We start from the raw sequence: 18,903 nt of genomic DNA, 5'->3' as shown, positions 1-18,903 counted from the left end.
TTTACCTGTTACTTCCAATTCAAGGCACCACGGACACTTTGGTACCAACCTTGGCGTGGGCATAAAAAATCTTAGCCATATGCCAGGGGATACGAATACAGCCATGAGAGGCGGGATATCCCGGGACGTGGCCAGCATGCATGGTAACGGGGCCATTGATACGCATCATGTAATCCATAGATGCCCCGCGGAATCGAGAACCCGCAGGTTTGCGGTGGCGGCGCACATCCACATTGCTGCGCATTACATAGCCCCGTGGGCTGATGTAGTGACCGTACAGATTTGATCGATGGCTGTATTTCTTCTGTGAAATACGGAAGTTACCGGTAGGTGTGCGGTGTCCGGGTTTACCAGTAGATACTGGGGACATACCGGCCAGGCGCCCGCCTTTATAGAAGTATGCCATTTGATCACTGAGGTCGATCACAATACGCGGTGTTCCCTGAATATTGGACTTAAACCACATATGGCGGCTATGTCGTGGATTCGCCGCGTATCTGGAATGTGTTCCGTATCTGGAGTGAGCCCGATAATTCCTGTTGTATCGGGAATGCGCCCTGTAATTTCTGTTGTATCGGGGGTGTGCTCTGTAGTCCCGGTTGTGCCTTGAGTGCGATCTGTAATTCCTGCTATGCCGTGAATTTGCTCGGTAGTCCCTGCTATACCTGGAGTGTGCTCCGTAGTTTCCATGTCCATGTTGAGCGCTGTATCTCGAGTTATAGCGGGAATTGGAATAATCCACGGCATAGGTCAGTGGGGCAAGAATTGCAGATCCCACAATCACTACGGCAGCGGCGAATGATGATTTTTTGCGTAGAGATCCCTTCTGTTTCGTGGAAATGGATTGATGATTTTGCAGCGAAGATCGGCTATGCATTACACACCTCTCTACTACCAGTGGGCCGTGTAAACAACCGTGGATTTTGAATCCAGCTACAGTTTGTCTTAGGGCAAGTATTTCTGCCCTACTACAGGGACAAGTCCATAGCTGGTGATTTCCCCAAAGCAGATAACCGTATACTCGGCCTCGGCTGCGGGTTGGTACTGCGGCGGCATGAACCACTACAAGTCCAAGGGATGGTAAGGTGGGTCTTAAGGGCTGGTGACAACAAAAAGGAATATACTGAGGTTCTCTTAGAGGATGCTCTTCTATTTGTTAGTGATTTTTAGGGATTTTGTCTTAGTTGCTAAGGTTTTATGAGTAATCTACCGTAACTTGCGAGTCAATTTCCAGCGTTCTTGAACCACGCCAGAATAATAGAAATAGCGTTCAAAAAGTTTTTATTATTTATTTCATCTTAGTAAGTGTCGCGACTATATCGTTATCCAAAATTATCCCCATTTCTCATTCTTGTTGTGCGGGCCATTGCGCATTAGAAAATTTAATAAAGAAATTTCCTTTTCGGGATCGCTAAAATATTTCTTTCTGGTTTGAAAACCAAGTAAACGAATCCACCCTTTTTGCGTTATGTGATAGCTGATTATTGGAAGCTCCCCTGAAAATGAAATACCAGGGTAGGGATGATTACTTTTAATATTTATTAAATAGGATTTGGCTATGACTGGAAGATCGACGTTACCCATATTTTTTCTAGTATGTATTGTAATGCTGTACAGCAATCCGGGCGTGAGTGTTGAGGTAGAGCAAGCGAATGAAGCTCTGCTTGCTTTGGATGACGAAGTAGAATTAACCCTTTCGATGCATCCACTAAATAGTTTAATGGTGAATGCGCAAGTATCGACTAGCAGTGAGTCGCGAGTGGCGATCAGGATCAACTCGGCGGTAACCGACCGTCGGCGAACAAATTATACCGACTGGGGCACAGAGCATGATATGACCCTAGTAGGTTTAAGGGCCGATACCACTTACCGTTTTACTGCACTGGCAATGCTGGAAAGTGGAGACGTTGTGCAGAGTTCGACTATTTCTTTCAAGACTGGTTCGTTACCTGAAGGCGCTCCCCCAGTTGAGGTAACTACATTTACAGAGCAAAGCGAAGGAGGTGTAACTATTTTTGCACCTTCAGGTGACAGGGATAATACCTTTTGGGGATTCGATGAGGAGGGTGAGGTTGTCTGGTACCTTCACGGAGATGTTCCTCTAACCGGAGCTCCGGTAGTGCGCAATTTACAGGATGGCAATTTAATGTTGCTGTTGGATCAGGAAGCAAGGATTATCTCCTTTGCCGGTGAAACGCTCCAATCATTTGAGCTGCCAGCCTATCACCACGATGCAATTCTTCTTGAAAATGGAAACTTACTGGTATTAACAAACGCCTATGAAACAATTGATGGTCAATTGATAAAAGGAGATGCGATTTTTGAAGTGGATGGGCAGGGCAATACTGTATGGGAATGGTCTGCATTCGATCATCTCGATACTCAGCGTTTCCCCGGTGAGTTAGCCAATCGAGAAGCGAGCAATGGTGCGCTGGATTGGACTCACTCTAACTCATTACACTATATTTCTGAGGATAATTCGATTTTACTGTCAAGTCGCTCTCAAAGCTGGGTGGTCAATATTGATCATAATAGTGGCGAAGTAAACTGGATTATGGGTAGGGATTTGGATACTTCCGAGGGATTTCTTGAGAAATTATTTTCATTGCAAGCTGGCACCTGGATGGCTTCTCAGCATGCAGCTATGCTTGCTTCAGACGGAGATATTCTGATTTACGATAATAGGAATGAGTCCGAATACAGTGGTGAGATCTATAATAGCCGCGCAGTGAAATTCTCTTTGAACACAGAGGAAATGGTGGCAGTGCAGACTTGGGAGTACGTTGCACCAAAGTACACGAATTCTTTAGGGGATGTAGATGAACTTTCCGGAGGGAATATTCTACTTTGCGCGGGCGGCCCATCCAGTGCTAGTACCGGCAACAATAGAGATGCATATATTGTTGAAGTCGCCGGCGATCAGACTGCAGAGACGGTTTGGGAGATGGTAGTCAATGATACGAGTGTATATCGTGCTGAGCGTTTTTCTTGGAATGATATATCAGCGGTAAGTGATTTATCACTTTAGATCCTCTAAATAGTTAGGCGCCAGTAGCATACTTTGTTGCTGGCGATTCTTTTTAAAGGACTTCTAACCAGATTTGGCAATCAGTGCTCTATAGCATTGATTATGTTTCTAAAGCGGTATTCCCCCAGTAACTGTTTAATATCACTAGATAGGGCTTGAAGTGTTTTAATTAAATATGGCTGTAGTGTGATAATGTTAGCCTTTTTTTGGGGAGATGTATGGTTTGACGGAAAAAGCTCTTTACCTCCATTGAGGAATTCATCGTTTATTTTTTTGTTTTCCTGTGAATATCGATCTAAAAAATTAGCTCTATCTTCATCAGAGTTCCATAGGTGTGATGATCTTGGTAGTGTTCGCTTGATTATGTTTTGCGTACTGCCAGATTTTATCCATTTTAATAGTTTTATATTTTCAGCTTTTGAGTGTATTTGCTGGTTCAATATTTGCTTTAAAACGGCCTCTTCATTGGAGAGACTCTCCCTTATGATCTTGTTAGAGTTTGGTAAGCCGGAAACCCCTAGCGAGCGGAAAAAATTAACTGGTAGGTCGCCATTACATAGCTGCTCGTAAATGAGTATTTGTATATTGGGGAAGAATTTTTTGAATGCTGCTATATTTTTATAAAAGTTCAGGTTTCTCCCTTCTATCTTTGATAGGAACTCCTTAAATGACAGTTTCGCTAGTGGAGATACTCCTTTCATAATATGTTCTTTGTAGAGAGACTGGGCAAAATTATCTTGTCTGCGCAAGGTTAAGATGATTTTGGTTTGCTCTGGGGGTATTGTATTGGAGAGTTGTTTTAAATAATGGTGCCGAGCCTCAATCCAGGAGCAATCTTTTGTTTTGTAAGTATGTCGACAAATAGGCTCTGCACTAATTAATAGATCAAGGTTATTTTTCTGCGATTTTGACTTCCAATCATATGCTAGCAACTTTCCTTTGGATATAGGCGGGCTCTCAGGGTGATCGGAAAATGAGTGTGCAAAAAGATGGTGACCCTTATCTATGCTAATTAAATTTCGATGAATAATGGGATATAAAATACCTTTACTTCTTAATAGCTTTCTATATTTATAGGCGTAGCATTGTATTGCTGTGGTGCCTGTTTTATGTAGCCCTGAATGTAAATATATAGTCATTATATGTTCTTTGTGTTTTATAGGTCGTGATCTGGTATCTGCTGCTTTTTAATAGGTGCTCATATCTATTTCGAATGATCTATTTTATATTTTATGTGAGTGTTGTGTTTTTGGGGGCGTCAAAGAGCCAATATTGAAGGTTTAGTAAAAGATATTCTATTTTCTGGTCTCGGGCTCATTTTGATTTCGGTTGGCGTATGTTTTTCTATATTAATCCCAATTGTAGAGTCTATTGGTTTTAGTATAGTTGTATTTTTGTAAATTGTTTTTTCATGCCGATTTAATGTTAGGGGAGACTTATGGGTAATTTTTTCACTCAGCTACCAGGTGATCACTCTAGGGAGCATTTTGAGAGTTTGCTAGAGGGGAAAAGCTGCAGGGTTGAGCGGATTGTATCTTACGGGCAGTCCTCGCCTGAAACAGGGTGGTATGATCAAGATGAGCATGAGTGGGTGTTAGTACTTTCCGGTTATGGTGTTATTGAAATGGAAAATGGTGAGAGGCACCACCTGGGGGAGGGGGATAACTTGTTGATTAGGGCAAATCAAAGGCACCGGGTGGTGGAGACAGCTGCAGATGAGGCCACTATATGGTTGGCAGTTTTCTTTCAGTGAAGCAGTTATCTTTTAAGATATAAATCTTATGAGCTCTTATCGAGAGTTCTTTATCTATTAATGTAAATCGGATCTAAAGTCCACTGACGAGTTAACATCGTTATTTTTAAAAGTAGAGAGGCCGCTGACTAGCAGGTCAGCCTGTGCATATCTCCATATACCGTAGAGGCCTGTTAAAATTTTCGGCGCTTTGGTTAAATTGAACGGCTTTAATTTGGTCTGATCGTTTGATACCAAGTCAAATCCTTTTCTGCCAGGTAGTGTATGCTACCTGGTTTTTTCTTATAGTGTTATCTTAAGTAATACTGCCCGAAAATAATTAATCAAATTTTTAGCTTTCTATAACTAGGTCAGCGGCTGGGTAATCTGGTGGTTATACCCTGTGTATGTTTATTCTAGAGGTTTTCTTTTTTGAATGAGACTTCTGGAAAAGTTAGCTTGTAAAAGCTTCACTATTCATAAAGAATCTCTACGCTCTTCTTACTTAGTCCTGGTAAATGTAATTTAAAATATTTTATATGTCGGTGAAGTAAATCCTAGATTTATTATTTTAGATAATATATTTGTAGTAGATTATGTTGTTCATTTTAATGGTGAGTCAATTAAGAATTGACAGTTCCCTGGATGTGATCGCGTTTATGTTGAAATTAGTGATCTGAAGTTAATTTCTTCGTGCCAGGAGAAAACTCTTTCATTAAAAGCCAAATATGATTGTTGGGCATTAGTACTAATTGGAAGAATTTACTTAAAGTTGCGCCAATTCCCGCCATAAAACGCGTTACTTCTGACAATCGATATAAATTGCTTGTTCTCGTGTCATTTCTTTGTGAGAAATAAATTAGCATGGTCCTGTGTTGATAAGTAACCATTTTCTTGGGGAAGAAATGAAAGTTCAGTTTTTAAAAGCAACTCTTTGCCTTGCTATTGTCTCATCGCTATACGGTTGTAACGGAGGATCAGGTGGAGGAAAATCTCCTGAAGAGACTGGTGATATTACTGCACCAAGTTTGACCCTTATTCCTGCAGGTGGTAGTACTATCGAAGAAGGTGATAGGGTATTACTGACTTTTGATGAGCCAGTAGAGCTAGGTGATATCTCACTGTCTGGTTCTATGCAGGAACTCGGGGAGCTATACCAAGTTAGTGAAGATTCATTAGAGCTGAGGCCGAACGATATTTGGGGGGAAGGGGAAGAGCTATCCCTAGTAATCAATGCTCAGGACGGCGCTGGTAATCAAATGACGGAGATTGCCGTCAAGTATCAAGTTGAGAGCATTGCCCCTACTGTAAATAGTATACTTCCACAGAATATTCGCCTGGAAAAGAATGATTCTTTCGAAGTGCAATTTTCTGAGACTATGGATATAGATAGTCTTCAGTTAGGTGGGATATTACTTGAAGATGACTATAAGGTTGTTTGGTCTGCTACCGCCGTTGAAAATGATACGCTAACTATTACTCCAAAAGAATACTGGATCGCCGGGCAGAAACGCACAATCAATGTAGATGTAATGGATTTAGTAGGAAATCCCATTCCTACAGTAAACAGCAGTTTTACTGTGCCGATGTATTTCGAGAACTTTGCTCCGGCGTCAGTGGTGATTGGCCAGGATAATTTTTCAGATATAGACGCAGGGCTAAGTGCTAAAAATATTGGAGACTTTCCTATTGGTAGTCCTGCCGTTAGTTCTGATGGAAAACTATTTATAACGGATCGAGAAAACAATCGTGTCTTGGTCTTTAATGAAATACCTTCCTCGAACGGGGCTTCTGCTGATTTTGCTCTAGGTGTCGATAGCCTGGATAGCTCCGATTCATCTAATGATAGAAAGACGCTTCAATGGCCAGTTCAAGCTAGTATTAATGACGGTAAGTTAGTTGTTTCTCAGATAAAGGGGGAAAGACGGATTTCGCTTTATAATCAAATCCCTATGGAGGGGGCGGCAGCCCCTGAAGTGGTTTTAGGACCATGGGGTGAGGGAGACGATGGGTGTAATAGCTTTAATACACCAGTATCTGCCATTTTAGTTGACGGGAAAATTATAGCGGTAGATGAAGTTAACTCTCGCGCATTGGTTTGGAATAGCATTCCCACAGAAGATAATACAATTGCAAGCTTAGTTATTGGTCAGCCTACAATGGAGAGCTGCTCTGCTAATACCAGTTTGGATGGTAATAGTGGGGGGGCAACAGCTCAAACTCTTGCTTACCCTAGTGCAGTTTGGAGTGATGGAGATAAGCTTGCAATTTTAGACTCTGAAAACAATCGAATTTTGCTCTGGAATGAATTCCCCACAGAAAACTATGTTGCGGCAGATGTTGTACTCGGGCAGGAAAATTTTGGTGCTGAGGAATGGCCGGATGATGCAACGGAGAAAGATTTACGTTATCCATGGTTTGGAATTTGGTCAAATGGAATTCAGCTATTCGTAACTGATACAGAGAATAACCGAGTGTTAATTTGGAATCAGTGGCCTGAAGAAAATTATGCTGCTGCGGATTCTGTCTTGGGGCAAAGTGATTTTGTGAAATCTGCTTATAATGATTCTAACCAAAATGGAGTTAATGATACCGATGAACTACCCAGTGCGTCTACTTTAGGTTCTCCAACAGGAATCTTTGGTTATAAAGATAATCTGTTTATTACTGACTCAAGGAACAATAGGGTGTTGGTATTTAAGTCGCACTAGAGCTTTCTAGATTGACTTGACTAGATTGGAACTATAGCTAAGGGAGATGGTAAATAAATTTATCATCTCCTTGCTTTTTAGGGTTTTAGTTTATTGCGAATTCTTAAGTTGATGATACTTGATTTTTATCTCTTCCAGGTTAACAGTGGGGGCAGGAAACTGGGGGTTTAATTTCTTTAATGCTTCAGAAATAATTGAAGCTACGGCCAAGTCCCGGAACCATTTGTGGTTTGCGGGGATAACAAACCAGGGTGCGGATTCGGTGCTGCATTGATTTAGCATATCTTCAAAAGCACAGATATACTCATCCCAATATTTTGCCTCAGTATAATCACTTTCGCTGATTTTCCACTGTTTGGCGGGATCGTCAATACGCTGCTTGAATCTCTCTAACTGCTCATCCTGGCTGATATAAAGAAAAAATTTCAGTATTATTGTGTTGCTTTCAGAGAGTAATTTTTCAAAGTTGTTAATTTGTTCATAGCGTTCACTCCAAATCTCCATTGGAACCAGGCTATGCACTCGTTCAATCAGTACGCCCTCATACTGAGAGCGGTTAAAGATTGATATATGCCCTCGCGCAGGGGTTACTTTGTGATATCGCCATAAGAAATCATGCTCGCTCTCTTCTTTTGAAGGTTCCTTAAAGGAAATCGCTCTACACATTTGTGGATTTGTTGCGCCTAATACATGCTTGATGGTGCCATCTTTCCCCGAGGCATCTATCCCCTGCAAGCAGATAAGTAGAGATGTTTTACGCTCAGCGTAAAGCTTGTAAGTGAATGAACGTATCTGCTCATCTATACGCTGGGTATCTGGGAGTGCCTCTTCACGACTTTCGTAACAATGTTTGAAACCCGGATCTATATCGGAGAGCTTTATCTTGCTGTCAGGCTTTACCCTGAAATCTTCGAAACAATTCATAGTTCGACTGCCTACCTTTTTTAGGCTTTTGTAGATGGCTCAGATATCACTTAATCTTCGATAAAGAAGTTTCTTGACCAGGTCCAGGAAAAACATCCAGATAATCATGTATAGCCATACCAGACCGATTATAGTCCAGGGTATTGCCGGCACCAGCCAGCCGAATCCACACATCAGCACGGTAAATGCTTGGGTGCCAACAATTGCGATAAACAGAGGGAAAGCGGGTAGTGGTTTGGAAAAGAAAGCTGTACGAGAGCGCACAACGAATAACAGTAGATGTCCACCCGCTACGATCTGTAAAAATACGATAGTTTGAATTTGCTCTTTATTTAATGCGATCCAGGATTGCCAGTTGGTGTTATTGAGCCATTCCATTCCAATAAAGAGAATACCCATTGTTTGAGCAATAGAAAAAAGGCCGATAATGCTGGAGCCCAGTAATAGATCTCGCATTTGCCAATGCACAGGTTCCTTGGGAAGCAGAGTATTATCGTAGGCAATGGTCATAATGGGGATGTCATCAAGAAGAGCCACTAGTACGATCATAACTGGGGTTAGGGGCGAGAAGCCGAACATTATGGTAGCAAAGACAACCACGACCATAATATCCAGGGTCATGGATACCCGGAAAAGTACGTAGTTAATAATGCGTTCAAATATTTTTCGGGCTTCATCGATGGCATCGACGATGGTTGATAGTCCGGGAGAGGTCAGGATAATGGCTGCAGCCGCGCGTGCGGCGTCGGTTGCTCCGCTAACGGCGATACCGCAGTCAGCTTGCTTAAGGGCCGGCGCATCGTTTACACCATCGCCAGTCATGGCAACCTGGTGACCTCTGCCTTGCAATGCTTTCACAATGGCATATTTATGTTCGGGAAAAACCCGCCCAAACCCATCTGCACGTTCAACGGTGTCGACAATAGTAGATGGCAGGTGGTCCATATCCTGGGACTTTGTAAACACACTACTGGCAGCGAAAATATTTGTTCCAATATCGACTTGGGTGGCGATTTCCTTGCCGATAGCCACATCGTCGCCCGTAATCATTTTTACTTGAAGCCCGTGTTCCCGTGCGCGCTGAATAGTGTCTTTGGAGTCATCCCGAGGTGGGTCTTCAAGAGACAGAATACCCAGGAATTGCCACGGTGAGCCGTTTGCCTTCTGCGCAACGCCCAGGGAGCGCAGTCCCCTGGAGGCCTGTTGTTGCACACAAGCAGCGGCTTTGTCGGCCTTCGCACCACTCAAGTTACATAAGTCGACAATAGCCTGGGGGGCCCCTTTGCTGAAATATAGGGTTTGCCCATCCTGATTCTGAACCATGACTTCAGTGCGTTTGCTCACCGGATCAAAGGGAGTGAATTCCTCAACCTTATATTTCTTCAGTTCTTCCTTATTTTTCAGGCCGGCAAAAATTGCTTGATCAATTGGATCACTGGCGCCTGCTTCAGATGCGATAGCGGCGGCAAGAATTAACTGGTCGTTCTTTTTCGCGCTGAATAAGGTAGGTTCTTCGAGACACAATTGGTTCTTGGTGAGGGTGCCGGTTTTGTCTGAGCAGAGGATATCAACACCAGCCAACTCTTCGATGGACTCCAGCCGCGAGACGATCGCTTTTTTACGGGATAGCGCCAGGGCACCGAGAGCATTGGTCACTGTGATGACCGAAGGCATGGCAACGGGAATCGATGCGATCAGCAACACCAGTACAGTGCGAAGAATATTGATGATATCTGACCAGTGCCATGTTTCGGCGACCACGATATCGCGGTATAACTCTGTGCCCACCAGAATAACGGCCAGCACCAAACACAGCACGATGAGGAAGTCGCCGATATGGGTGACGGCTTTCTGCGAATGTGAGGCACTTTGCCCTGCGCCGGCAACAAGTTGGGCGGTGCGCCCAAAGAATGTATTGTGCCCGGTACCAATGACAACAGCGGTCATCTCCCCGCGTTTGGCGATACTGCTGGAATAGCCAATATCACCGATGCTCTTACTGACGGGTAGAGATTCCCCGGTAAGGGCGGCCTGATCAATACTGATGGATTTCCCTTCGGTAAAGCGCACATCAGCAGGCACGACTTGCCCTAGCTTGATTCGCACTATATCGCCTGGGACCACCATTGCCGCATCGATAGATTGATACTCCCCATCCCTTAATACATTGGCTTTGGGGGCCATGCTGGCCTTCAGTGCTGCCAGCGCATTGGCAGCTTTGTGTTCCTGCCAAAACCCGGCAATCGCGTTGTACAACAGCAGGGCCACAATGATGGCGAAATCGGGCCAGTGGCCAATTAATGCAGAGAGCAATGCGGCCGCTTCAATCATCCAGGGAATGGGGCCCCAGAAAAATCGCAAAAACTTAGCGAGTGCGCTTTGCTCCTTCTCCTGAATGGCATTGGGACCATATTTTTGCAGGCGGGCGCTGGCTTCATGTTTGGTGAGGCCGGCGGGTGATGTGTTTAGTTCAGTATAAACTGCATCAATATCAGCGTTCTGCAAATCCAGCGATTGCTGGTCGCTGTTGTTTTGATTATTTGGCGATGATTCTTGACCTTGCACTTTGGGTTTCCCAATGACAAAGGTTTACCTGTGGAGTCTGTTCCAGCACTGGATATTTCAATTTAGCAGTTTGCGCCACTCGCTATGTGAAAATTTATGACGGTGGTAAGGGAAATTTGAAGGCGTGGAATTAAAGGTCTAAAAGCCGGCATTGAGCTGACGTGAAAACCATTATTCCTGTGAGCCATTGAAAGGGGTATATCAGTGACAACTGATCAAGTGCAGGATCAGTCTGTCTCGATAACGTCGCGGTTTTTCTCCGGGGTTTCGAATATCAATCCTTGCTGTAGTCCTTGGCCAACAGGCCTAGGTATAGGCCATATGCAGGTGCTTTCCGCATATGCCTAAGTTCTCTTTAGCTTATAGTGCACTTCACGATAGGCCGAAACCTAACTATATAGGGTATCTACTATTAGTGGGTAAGTTCTAACCCTAGTGCTTAGGCGAACAGCACTAATTTGTTAAGCATCTACCTATCAAGAGCAACATTGACTCAAGGATGCCACGTACCCATCTCAGTTGCTTGAACTACTGGCTGTTAAGTGAGGACTTACAGCGATAACGGTGTACATTTAGATTGCTACACAGCGCCTAGTTTTTTCTAGACTTATTATCATATCACTCGATCTATCCGTGAGAATTGGGCGGGATAGAGATATATTAAGGATTTGAGACTATTTAAAAATAGCGCGGCCCTCGATGAAGCCGCCTTCGAATCTGTAAACTGATTATTCAGAAATTATAGCTAAGCGCTAATGCAGAGAAAGATGGGGTTTCATTATCGACGTTATAGATTGTGTGTTCCAGGCTTATGGCCCAATTCTGATAATTCCAACCTGCTGCTATCCCATAGTACCAATCGTAACCATCGTTGCGCCATTTGCTTGATTCTGAGTATTCAACAGGTCCCCCAGTACCTGGAGCTCCAATAACAGTTGGAGCTGCAAGGTACTCCAAATACTCCCCTTTGAATTTATATTTAACATCCCAGCGCTGATATCCAAATCGAAGCCCTGTATATAATGCTTTTTTCGTATCAGTAGAAATAGATAAGCCTAGTGTCTTTAACTTAATCTCTGAGCTGAGGTTTTCTGTAATGCTAAAGTTAGTATCTGTACTTGAGTAGCGGTACATTCCACTAGATTTTCCTAAATCGCTAAATCCACCTTCTAAAGCGAGAAACCTATTGATCCGGTAACCGGCTGAAAAGCTCCAGCCTTCTGAATCTGACAGTGAATAATCATAACTATCTATAACTTCTTGGGCTTCAATATCTGTGTCAACGCTGCCATAAGATATTCTTAAGTAGTGATTGTCTTCCTGAGCGATGGTATTACTTGTGGCAAATAGAGCGAATAAAAAAAAGGTTGTTTTTTTCAAGAGTTTCTCCGTAAGTAACGCTTCGCACAAAGACAGTCAAATAGCGTAGCGTTTTGACTGTCTTTGAGATCAAAGAGAGCGATTGCTGCGACTTGTATAGTTGTTCTTAATCGATTCTGATGTTGAAAATCCTTTTCGCTAACGGGTAAATTGAAATCCACCTTCTGCGGCCACCGAAGGCCTTGCTTGTCACAGTTCGTTGCTGCGCCGGTTTATAAAACAAGTAGGAACGTGACAGACACTCACTAGGCATAACTTGAATAGTCATGTGGGCCTCTAGCCCGGATAGCAAGGCGGAGATAGCTTATCTTATGGAACCTCAAGAGATCAATGTCAGTATCGATACCGGTAGCAAACAACTGGATATTTATGTGAGATCTACTGATTAATTCTTTAGTTTTACCAGTGATAAAAATGGTATTAAGGATACCATTAAACAACTACAAACTCTTCGCCATACAATATGATCCCACACTAAAGCCGATGTATAAGCGATTAGTCGACTCTGGCAAACCTAAAAAGGTGGCTCTGATTTTCTACATGAGAAAGCAGATTACGACCCTGAATATGATGGTAAAAAATAACACCTATTGGAATGAAAGTATGGCTTAAAAGCTTGATGAGCGACCATAGTCTCTTATTATGAGCTACTGTACTCTCGGCTAAAATCTATACCTCCGCGTAATTTGTAATTCAAAGCTTTCCTACTCTGCAAAATTGGTGCTTTACGAACGTACATTTTGAAACCAGTGCGCTTATTTTAAATTCCTCTTCCTGGCAGTCAAAACGAAAATCGTGCTCATCGAAGCGACCATTCTTTGTTTTTCTCTCATTCACCATATGCAAGTCGGCGACTTCTAGCTCACCTTGCCTGGATTCAATGTCAAGTAAAATATCGTAAGCATTTTCAAATACCATCGTAACGGGAGCAACCCAGAACTTAAAATATTTTTCCCCTTTTCTTGGATGAATCCATTGAAAAATGTAATCGAGATCTATCATAAACTCGAAATTCTCCGTATCAGCCAGGAAACCCCATATTTTGGAATCGTGCCACCCCATTATGGAGAAGTCTTTCTCAGACCAAATCTTCTTTTTAAGTTCGTAGGTATGCATTCTCAAGCCTCATACTCCCCGCAATATGCAGGGCTTTAAAATGAAGACGAAGCCGAAATGAAAAAGTCGTCGCTTTGCCTGTGATTGTTATGTGGCTGCCTCTCTATCAGCTTGTAACTTTGGTAAGATTTGGAGTTGTCATCACTAACTATTGTCTGAACTTCTCGATTTACCATAAACCAGCCCCAAATAAGCTACCGGCCAAACGAGGGGGCCAATAATGTATCCTTTTAAAATGAGCGAGTAGTTGGTTTTTTCCTTTATCCAATCACCAAATAGGGCAAAGAGCATCGCAATTGCCATAACACTTAAAAAATACATCAGGAAGGCTTTTACTACTGGATGTACCGATTTAATTTGCATCGAAAGCCCTTAGATAGTTAACATTCACCAAATGGCGAAGGTCCAGCAAATATGTGGTACTTGCAATTCTGCCTACGCTTATCATATTTGATTATGATTAGCTTTATTCATGACAAAATGAATAAAGCTACGTGCAAATACTACGATAGCAAAGGCCAAAATTGAAATACCTAAAGTAGCACTATCGCCAACTATACCTACATCATAAATTGGGTTACTTTCACACTCAGTTTGCAAGAAAAAGATAAGCCATAACAAAAACCATACGGCAGTACAATAAATCAGTAGTTTTTGACCCCAAGGCAATACTAATGGGAAAAATACTGTCACCGAAAGAATGCCCAATATGAAAAATGCCATAAAATCCTTTTACACATTACGCCTGTATAAACTGTGCCGAAGCGATAGTGTAGGCATCAATTTGATACATTTGCTCTGTGTTGATCTAGTTTGCAATAATAATTATAAGCTGGACCAGGATTAATTGGATTCCAGCCTTCGTTTATTGCACTCTTAATACATGACTCAATTAACTTTGGCATCACAGAGTTTGGATAGCTAGTTATTGCAACATCTGGACGCAGCCACTTGAATTCAACCGATAACGTAGAACCTTTTTGGCTATCTAATTCAATAGCAGCAAGCATTTTCCCACCTTGAAAAGCTTGTGTGTAAGTCGGCCGGTCTCGTACGATCCAACGGTACGAATTTCCTTCTACTACAATTTTTCTACTTCCCTTTTTAGGTATACTCACGATAACTCCTTTGACACAGAACGTTCCACTTAGCGGGAGTAGACAGCCCGGCTAAAATTGCGAGGCACGTGCAGAGCCGGGCTGGCTGAAATCCGCCTACAGTGCCTTGTTATCTTTCGCCTGCGCTGGGTAAGAAGAACTCAACTTTGCCGCAGGATGCACAAGCAAACATATCGAGCACTTGTTTATCTACAAACAACTCCCCGAGATTTCCAATTGCGCCCCATCGAGTGCCCTCGTGAAACTCTTTGGAACCTAGCTCTAGCATCGCCGAATCACAGCGAAGGCATTTAAGGGCCTGGGTCTTCGATTCAGGTGGCTTTGCTTGCCCTCTCTCACAGCCGCAATTCCAGCAAACTTCAAAGCTGGATTCTTCGATCTCTGTACTACAGTTTTGGCATTTCCAAGCCACAGAACCTCCTAGAAAAATAACGCTCGTTAAGTATTTGGCACATTGTTTAGTCACTATCTCCATCGCCGCTACAATTGTCTGATGAACACTCACCGGACTCTTTGTCTGCATAAGCATCACTTTCGGTACTAAACATTTCAGGAAACGAGAATAGAACGAGTGGTATACCGGCACCAAACCCTAAGAAAATTATAGGTACTCGCCACCTGACTTCTTCTCCTGCTTTGAATTGCTCTGCAACGTCTATTACTCCAAAGATAAAGAGAATAAATGCCAATATGAAAAATATTCCTCTAGTTACAGATTGCATGTTCATCTCCTTTGAACGTTGCCAGCAAGGGCAGCTGAAGCGAAGCGTAGGCTGTCCAGTCCAGCCCTCGGCTGGGCGATCTTGCCTGGCTTGGTTATAAACTGAATTACGCACTTGCTTGGCTACTATTACTAATGTCTCGTTTGAACATCAAGACCACCACATACACAAGTCCGAACACGGGAACAATTGAGAATACAGCGCCGAGAAACGCTGCAAGTATTGGAGTTTTCGTCTTCCTGCGGCCAAGGTAGTAACTGATAATGCCGATAAAAATTGCAAAGATAGTAATAAACTGACCGATCAATGAATTATTAATGTTCATTCAGGTAATTCCCTTTAGGTTTACAATGCCAAGCTCACCTGCGGAGGCGCGATAGCGCCGGAGTCGGGTGCAGCGCCTTGTATGGTTGTTCTTGCCTGATTCTGATGTTGAAAATCCTTTTCTCTAACGGGTAAATTGAGCCCCACCTTCGACGGCCACCGAAGGCCTTGTTTGTCACAGTTCGTTGTTGCGCCGGTTTATAAAGACCGTTAACAAGTAGGAGCGTGACAGGCACTCACTAGGCATAACTCGAATAGTCATGTGGTCCTCGAGCCCGAATAGCAAGGCGGAGATAGCTTATCTTATGGAACCTCAAGAGATCAATGTCGGTATCGATACCAGCAGTAAACAACTCGATATTTATGTGAGACCTACTGGCCAATTCTTTAGTGTTGCCAATGATAAAAATGGCATTAAGGATGCCATTAAACAATTACAACCTCTTAAACCTCAAAGAGTATTAATAGAGTCTATAGGAAGACTCGAATTAGAGTTTGTTTGCGCCGCTGACAAAGCAGGATTACCTGTTGTTGTTTGCAACCCTTCACAGATAAGAAGCTTCGCTAAATCCGCAGGGCGCCTCGCCAAAACTGACAGGCTAGGTGCATGGATATTGCACATTTTGGTGAGACAATGAAGCCAAGACTATCGGCGCTAAAGCCAGAAAAACTCTGGGATATCAGTGACTTACTGGCGGCAAGAAGTCAGTGTTTAGAAATGAGTGCAAAGCAAAAGAATCGGCTTCAGAGAATGCCGAAATCAGTGCACAAACCTATACAGGCCATTCTAAACACCATCAAGAAAGAGTTACAAGGTATCGACAAGCAACTGGATAAACTGGTTAACAGTGTGTCTGAGTGGCGGCAAAGGCGCGACCTATTGTTGAGTGCTAAAGGAGTTGGAAATGTATTGGCTTATACGCTGATGAGTGAACTTCCCGAACTAGGAAAATTGAACCGTAAAGAAATCGCTGCACTTTCCGGTATCGCTCCGATGAACCGTGATAGCGGCAGCTTCCAGGGAAAGAGATATATTCGAGGAGGAAGGCATCGTGTACGAACGGTTTTGTTTGTCGTCATCATGGCATTCATTCAGCATCATCCCAAATTAAAGCCGATGTATAAGCGATTAGTCGACGCTGGTAAACCTAAAAAGGTTGCTCTGATTGTCTGCATGAGAAAGCAGATTACGCATCCTGAATGCGATGGTGAAAAATAACACCTATTGGGATGAAAGTATGGCTTAAAAACTTGACGAGTAACCATAGTCACTTGTTACATACTGATACTGACTGCAATTTTGGGATCACAGATTCCTTCCCCATAATAAGCAACAATTTCAACACTTTTCCAGTTTCCAGAGATATCAGACTCTCCTTCAGCCTTCCCTCCTTGAAGAGTGAATTTCATCGGGATCGAAGCACCAGGATTTTTATTGCCTGCATCAAGGAAAATAACCACTTCCTTTATTTTAAAGCCCTTGTATTGGCTTACGGCATAGAACTTATGGCCAAGGCCTCCATATAACTCCCATGAGTGTAGAGTTTCTTTACTTCCATGAATGGGATCTGAACACCTTACAGAACCAAGTGCTATCTGCGTAAAAGCTAGAAAAATAATAAATAGTAATAACTTCATAGACATGTAACGACCACAGCACGGGCGGCTGGAGCGCAGCGTAGGCCGTCCCGCGTAGGACCGAAGGGCCGTAGCAACGTGCCTGTGATTGTTAGCTGCCTTTACGTAATTGCTCATTATATATTTCCTGTATCTCAGCATGGCCAACTGCTCTTGAGCCTTCTAGAACCTCCAGATTAGCACCAGTCTCTAGGCAATTTGGGTATGCCTCTGGCGTGATAAATTTAACAAATGCTAGAGTGTGCCTGTTAGGTTCCGCAATCCCCGCATCAATAAACCAATGAATTGTAGTCGTGAGGTAGTCGACTTTAACCCTGTAATGAGGTTGGTATCCATTCTTTACGATAATATCTTTACCGGAAAGACATACCTGCACAAGAGCATCAGGCTCCCAGTCTGGATTTTCAATTCTATCGAATTTATCAGATATCACATTTGTCTCTTACAATAGTTAACGCTCAGCTAAGGGGCGAAGTGCGCAGCACTTTGTCCCGCTTGAGCGCCTTGTTATGGTGCATAACCTAGAGGCACCACAAAAAATAAGGTTAGAAAACCCATCATGTAAACAGCAAAGAAAACCAACATAGACTTTCCTAGCGTAGCCAAACCCGAATCTCCAAGGTCTCGCCACTCTCTTTTGAAGAGAAACTTCATAAACGAAATATTGCTAGAAATAGAATTGTTCATGATGAGGCTTGGCTTTCCCATCGAGGCATATTTATCAGGGTGCCTGGTTTCTAATATTTTAAATAGTCGGTAGCAGAGGAAGAACCAAACAAATACCGAACAAAATAACACTCCAAAAATGATTGGGAAGACTTCCTTCACTTCATGCTCCTTGCACCATAACGCCGTTGGTTTGTTTGCGGTAGCGTAGCGTTAAACCATAAACGAAGCAACGGAGTGGAGGTCCAGCTCGCTCGCGGGCGATGCTTGATAACTTTGTTAAGGCACATTTAGCTTACGCAACCCTTGAAGGAAGGTGGTGGTACCGCCGAAGAGCCCTACAAAAACAAAATATGCTTGAAAAGCATTGCCATAAGGGATAAATAGAAGTGCTACACCAATTAAGAATAGGAATGAGCCAATAGTCATAATTGCAACCCCACTAGGTTTCGACGCGCGACTTACACATGCACGAATCAACGCCCAAAGGGATAGAAGGAAAGTTACATAGAAAAACGAGTAGCTTAAAAATGAAGCTTCTCCATTAAGGAACATAAGCATCCCGAAGTAAGATACTGTTCCAGTAAATGTGCAGATAATGAGGGAAACTACGATTGTAAATATACGCTCCTTTTTAGTTGGAACACGATCAATATCCCAATTTCCTCGCAATCTCATAGGGAGCCTTAACGCTGGCCGCACAGGCGAGCCACGCAGTGGCGAGTCCAGCCGCCAGAGGCGGTGAGGTGCCGGCCCTTGTTAAGTGTTTTACGCACGTGCTTGCACCTCATGGTGCTTACCTTGCAGCCACACGTGCAAATATTCTTGGTCAGCACGAACCTCAATAGTTGGCTCATTAGTTGATGAAAGCACTTCATACTCGTAACCAGGGGAGCCTGACAAGCTAACTACTTGTGCAATGCCTCTTTCAAAGCGAACATGATTGCCGTTGCCACATTTACTACACAAGCACCAAACC

The 18,903-nt window shown here is 43.2% G+C and carries 23 protein-coding genes; 5 read left to right on the top strand and 18 right to left on the bottom strand.

The window, feature by feature from the left end:
- Positions 1-19 precede the first annotated feature (19 nt).
- The 3 genes from ACJJIY_RS02730 to ACJJIY_RS02720 all read right to left on the bottom strand — a co-directional run bounded on the left by ACJJIY_RS02730 (position 20) and on the right by ACJJIY_RS02720 (position 1,584).
- Entirely contained in the window at positions 20-466 is a 447-nt protein-coding gene (locus ACJJIY_RS02730) for a L,D-transpeptidase family protein (protein WP_238152069.1), read from the bottom strand.
- Entirely contained in the window at positions 424-696 is a 273-nt protein-coding gene (locus ACJJIY_RS02725) for a hypothetical protein (protein ID WP_445359043.1), read from the bottom strand. Before ACJJIY_RS02725 ends, ACJJIY_RS02730 begins: the two co-directional genes overlap by 43 nt.
- A gap of 636 nt (positions 697-1,332) precedes the next feature.
- The gene (locus tag ACJJIY_RS02720; protein WP_445359042.1) at positions 1,333-1,584 is read right to left on the bottom strand and encodes a hypothetical protein; all 252 of its coding nucleotides are present in this window, start codon (positions 1,582-1,584) and stop codon (positions 1,333-1,335) included.
- Between the two features lie 43 nt (positions 1,585-1,627).
- Here ACJJIY_RS02720 and ACJJIY_RS02715 point away from each other — a divergent pair, with 43 nt between their 5' ends.
- Positions 1,628-3,028 (top strand): aryl-sulfate sulfotransferase, encoded by a 1,401-nt coding sequence (locus ACJJIY_RS02715; RefSeq protein ID WP_445359041.1) that lies wholly within the window; start codon positions 1,628-1,630, stop codon positions 3,026-3,028.
- An 80-nt stretch (positions 3,029-3,108) separates the two neighbouring features.
- Here the strand turns inward: ACJJIY_RS02715 and ACJJIY_RS02710 are convergent, their stop codons facing one another.
- The gene (locus tag ACJJIY_RS02710) at positions 3,109-4,167 is read right to left on the bottom strand and encodes a hypothetical protein (protein WP_445359040.1); all 1,059 of its coding nucleotides are present in this window, start codon (positions 4,165-4,167) and stop codon (positions 3,109-3,111) included.
- Positions 4,168-4,466: 299 nt separating this feature from the next.
- Between ACJJIY_RS02710 and ACJJIY_RS02705 the strand changes: the two genes are divergently transcribed.
- Both ACJJIY_RS02705 and ACJJIY_RS02700 read left to right on the top strand, forming a co-directional pair.
- On the top strand, positions 4,467-4,781 hold the full coding sequence (locus ACJJIY_RS02705; protein ID WP_445359039.1) for a cupin domain-containing protein: 315 nt from the start codon (positions 4,467-4,469) through the stop codon (positions 4,779-4,781).
- An 884-nt stretch (positions 4,782-5,665) separates the two neighbouring features.
- Entirely contained in the window at positions 5,666-7,471 is a 1,806-nt protein-coding gene (locus tag ACJJIY_RS02700) for an Ig-like domain-containing protein (protein WP_445359038.1), read from the top strand.
- Positions 7,472-7,561: 90 nt separating this feature from the next.
- On the opposite strand, the gene ACJJIY_RS02695 is transcribed toward ACJJIY_RS02700, so the two are convergent.
- The 10 genes from ACJJIY_RS02695 to ACJJIY_RS02650 form a co-directional block, all read right to left on the bottom strand.
- Positions 7,562-8,395: a polyphosphate kinase 2 family protein gene (locus ACJJIY_RS02695; protein ID WP_445359037.1), complete on the bottom strand. Its 834-nt coding sequence runs from the start codon at positions 8,393-8,395 to the stop codon at positions 7,562-7,564.
- Positions 8,396-8,434: 39 nt separating this feature from the next.
- Complete coding sequence (locus tag ACJJIY_RS02690; RefSeq protein WP_445359036.1) at positions 8,435-10,960, bottom strand: plasma-membrane proton-efflux P-type ATPase; 2,526 nt, start codon at positions 10,958-10,960, stop codon at positions 8,435-8,437.
- A 732-nt stretch (positions 10,961-11,692) separates the two neighbouring features.
- The gene (locus ACJJIY_RS02685; protein WP_445359035.1) at positions 11,693-12,340 is read right to left on the bottom strand and encodes an outer membrane beta-barrel protein; all 648 of its coding nucleotides are present in this window, start codon (positions 12,338-12,340) and stop codon (positions 11,693-11,695) included.
- A gap of 693 nt (positions 12,341-13,033) precedes the next feature.
- Positions 13,034-13,456: a hypothetical protein gene (locus ACJJIY_RS02680; RefSeq protein WP_445359034.1), complete on the bottom strand. Its 423-nt coding sequence runs from the start codon at positions 13,454-13,456 to the stop codon at positions 13,034-13,036.
- Positions 13,457-13,600: 144 nt separating this feature from the next.
- On the bottom strand, positions 13,601-13,819 hold the full coding sequence (locus ACJJIY_RS02675; RefSeq protein ID WP_445359033.1) for a hypothetical protein: 219 nt from the start codon (positions 13,817-13,819) through the stop codon (positions 13,601-13,603).
- A gap of 81 nt (positions 13,820-13,900) precedes the next feature.
- Positions 13,901-14,179: a hypothetical protein gene (locus ACJJIY_RS02670; protein ID WP_445355571.1), complete on the bottom strand. Its 279-nt coding sequence runs from the start codon at positions 14,177-14,179 to the stop codon at positions 13,901-13,903.
- A gap of 56 nt (positions 14,180-14,235) precedes the next feature.
- Positions 14,236-14,574 carry a hypothetical protein gene (locus tag ACJJIY_RS02665; protein ID WP_445359032.1) on the bottom strand — a complete coding sequence of 113 codons (339 nt, stop codon included), beginning with the start codon at positions 14,572-14,574 and terminating at the stop codon, positions 14,236-14,238.
- 109 nt (positions 14,575-14,683) lie between these two features.
- On the bottom strand, positions 14,684-14,986 hold the full coding sequence (locus ACJJIY_RS02660) for a hypothetical protein (protein ID WP_445355573.1): 303 nt from the start codon (positions 14,984-14,986) through the stop codon (positions 14,684-14,686).
- Between the two features lie 46 nt (positions 14,987-15,032).
- Entirely contained in the window at positions 15,033-15,296 is a 264-nt protein-coding gene (locus tag ACJJIY_RS02655; protein WP_445355574.1) for a hypothetical protein, read from the bottom strand.
- A gap of 106 nt (positions 15,297-15,402) precedes the next feature.
- Positions 15,403-15,621: a hypothetical protein gene (locus tag ACJJIY_RS02650; RefSeq protein WP_445355575.1), complete on the bottom strand. Its 219-nt coding sequence runs from the start codon at positions 15,619-15,621 to the stop codon at positions 15,403-15,405.
- 304 nt (positions 15,622-15,925) lie between these two features.
- On the opposite strand from ACJJIY_RS02650, the gene ACJJIY_RS02645 reads away from it, so the two are divergent.
- Positions 15,926-16,258, top strand: coding sequence for an IS110 family transposase (locus ACJJIY_RS02645; RefSeq protein WP_444895963.1), 333 nt, complete (start codon positions 15,926-15,928; stop codon positions 16,256-16,258).
- The gene (locus ACJJIY_RS02640) at positions 16,228-16,839 is read left to right on the top strand and encodes a transposase (protein ID WP_444895964.1); all 612 of its coding nucleotides are present in this window, start codon (positions 16,228-16,230) and stop codon (positions 16,837-16,839) included. Before ACJJIY_RS02645 ends, ACJJIY_RS02640 begins: the two co-directional genes overlap by 31 nt.
- 56 nt (positions 16,840-16,895) lie before the next feature.
- Here the strand turns inward: ACJJIY_RS02640 and ACJJIY_RS02635 are convergent, their stop codons facing one another.
- The 4 genes from ACJJIY_RS02635 to ACJJIY_RS02620 form a co-directional block, all read right to left on the bottom strand.
- Positions 16,896-17,258: a hypothetical protein gene (locus tag ACJJIY_RS02635; RefSeq protein ID WP_445359031.1), complete on the bottom strand. Its 363-nt coding sequence runs from the start codon at positions 17,256-17,258 to the stop codon at positions 16,896-16,898.
- Positions 17,259-17,349: 91 nt separating this feature from the next.
- On the bottom strand, positions 17,350-17,691 hold the full coding sequence (locus ACJJIY_RS02630; protein ID WP_444895966.1) for a hypothetical protein: 342 nt from the start codon (positions 17,689-17,691) through the stop codon (positions 17,350-17,352).
- 74 nt (positions 17,692-17,765) lie between these two features.
- Positions 17,766-18,086: a hypothetical protein gene (locus ACJJIY_RS02625; protein WP_444895967.1), complete on the bottom strand. Its 321-nt coding sequence runs from the start codon at positions 18,084-18,086 to the stop codon at positions 17,766-17,768.
- Between the two features lie 117 nt (positions 18,087-18,203).
- A complete protein-coding gene (locus ACJJIY_RS02620) occupies positions 18,204-18,602 on the bottom strand; it encodes a hypothetical protein (protein ID WP_444895968.1) in 399 nt (132 codons plus the stop codon).
- Between the last annotated feature and the right edge of the window lie 301 nt (positions 18,603-18,903).

Source organism: Microbulbifer maximicatervae (SeqCode), assembly GCF_052468155.1.
This window is presented reverse-complemented; position numbering and strand designations above follow the sequence as displayed.

Excerpts from the sequence above, each read along its gene's own strand:
- ACJJIY_RS02730 (WP_238152069.1), bottom strand. The coding sequence starts at position 466 with ATGTGGTTTAAGTCCAATATTCAGGGAACACCGCGTATTGTGATCGAC.
- ACJJIY_RS02725 (WP_445359043.1), bottom strand. The coding sequence starts at position 696 with ATGGACATGGAAACTACGGAGCACACTCCAGGTATAGCAGGGACTACC.
- ACJJIY_RS02720 (WP_445359042.1), bottom strand. The coding sequence starts at position 1,584 with ATGGGTAACGTCGATCTTCCAGTCATAGCCAAATCCTATTTAATAAAT.
- ACJJIY_RS02710 (WP_445359040.1), bottom strand. The coding sequence starts at position 4,167 with ATGACTATATATTTACATTCAGGGCTACATAAAACAGGCACCACAGCA.
- ACJJIY_RS02705 (WP_445359039.1), top strand. The coding sequence starts at position 4,467 with ATGGGTAATTTTTTCACTCAGCTACCAGGTGATCACTCTAGGGAGCAT.
- ACJJIY_RS02700 (WP_445359038.1), top strand. The coding sequence starts at position 5,666 with ATGAAAGTTCAGTTTTTAAAAGCAACTCTTTGCCTTGCTATTGTCTCA.
- ACJJIY_RS02695 (WP_445359037.1), bottom strand. The coding sequence starts at position 8,395 with ATGAATTGTTTCGAAGATTTCAGGGTAAAGCCTGACAGCAAGATAAAG.
- ACJJIY_RS02680 (WP_445359034.1), bottom strand. The coding sequence starts at position 13,456 with ATGCATACCTACGAACTTAAAAAGAAGATTTGGTCTGAGAAAGACTTC.
- ACJJIY_RS02675 (WP_445359033.1), bottom strand. The coding sequence starts at position 13,819 with ATGCAAATTAAATCGGTACATCCAGTAGTAAAAGCCTTCCTGATGTAT.
- ACJJIY_RS02670 (WP_445355571.1), bottom strand. The coding sequence starts at position 14,179 with ATGGCATTTTTCATATTGGGCATTCTTTCGGTGACAGTATTTTTCCCA.
- ACJJIY_RS02655 (WP_445355574.1), bottom strand. The coding sequence starts at position 15,296 with ATGCAATCTGTAACTAGAGGAATATTTTTCATATTGGCATTTATTCTC.
- ACJJIY_RS02650 (WP_445355575.1), bottom strand. The coding sequence starts at position 15,621 with ATGAACATTAATAATTCATTGATCGGTCAGTTTATTACTATCTTTGCA.
- ACJJIY_RS02645 (WP_444895963.1), top strand. The coding sequence starts at position 15,926 with ATGGAACCTCAAGAGATCAATGTCGGTATCGATACCAGCAGTAAACAA.
- ACJJIY_RS02640 (WP_444895964.1), top strand. The coding sequence starts at position 16,228 with ATGGATATTGCACATTTTGGTGAGACAATGAAGCCAAGACTATCGGCG.
- ACJJIY_RS02635 (WP_445359031.1), bottom strand. The coding sequence starts at position 17,258 with ATGAAGTTATTACTATTTATTATTTTTCTAGCTTTTACGCAGATAGCA.
- ACJJIY_RS02620 (WP_444895968.1), bottom strand. The coding sequence starts at position 18,602 with ATGAGATTGCGAGGAAATTGGGATATTGATCGTGTTCCAACTAAAAAG.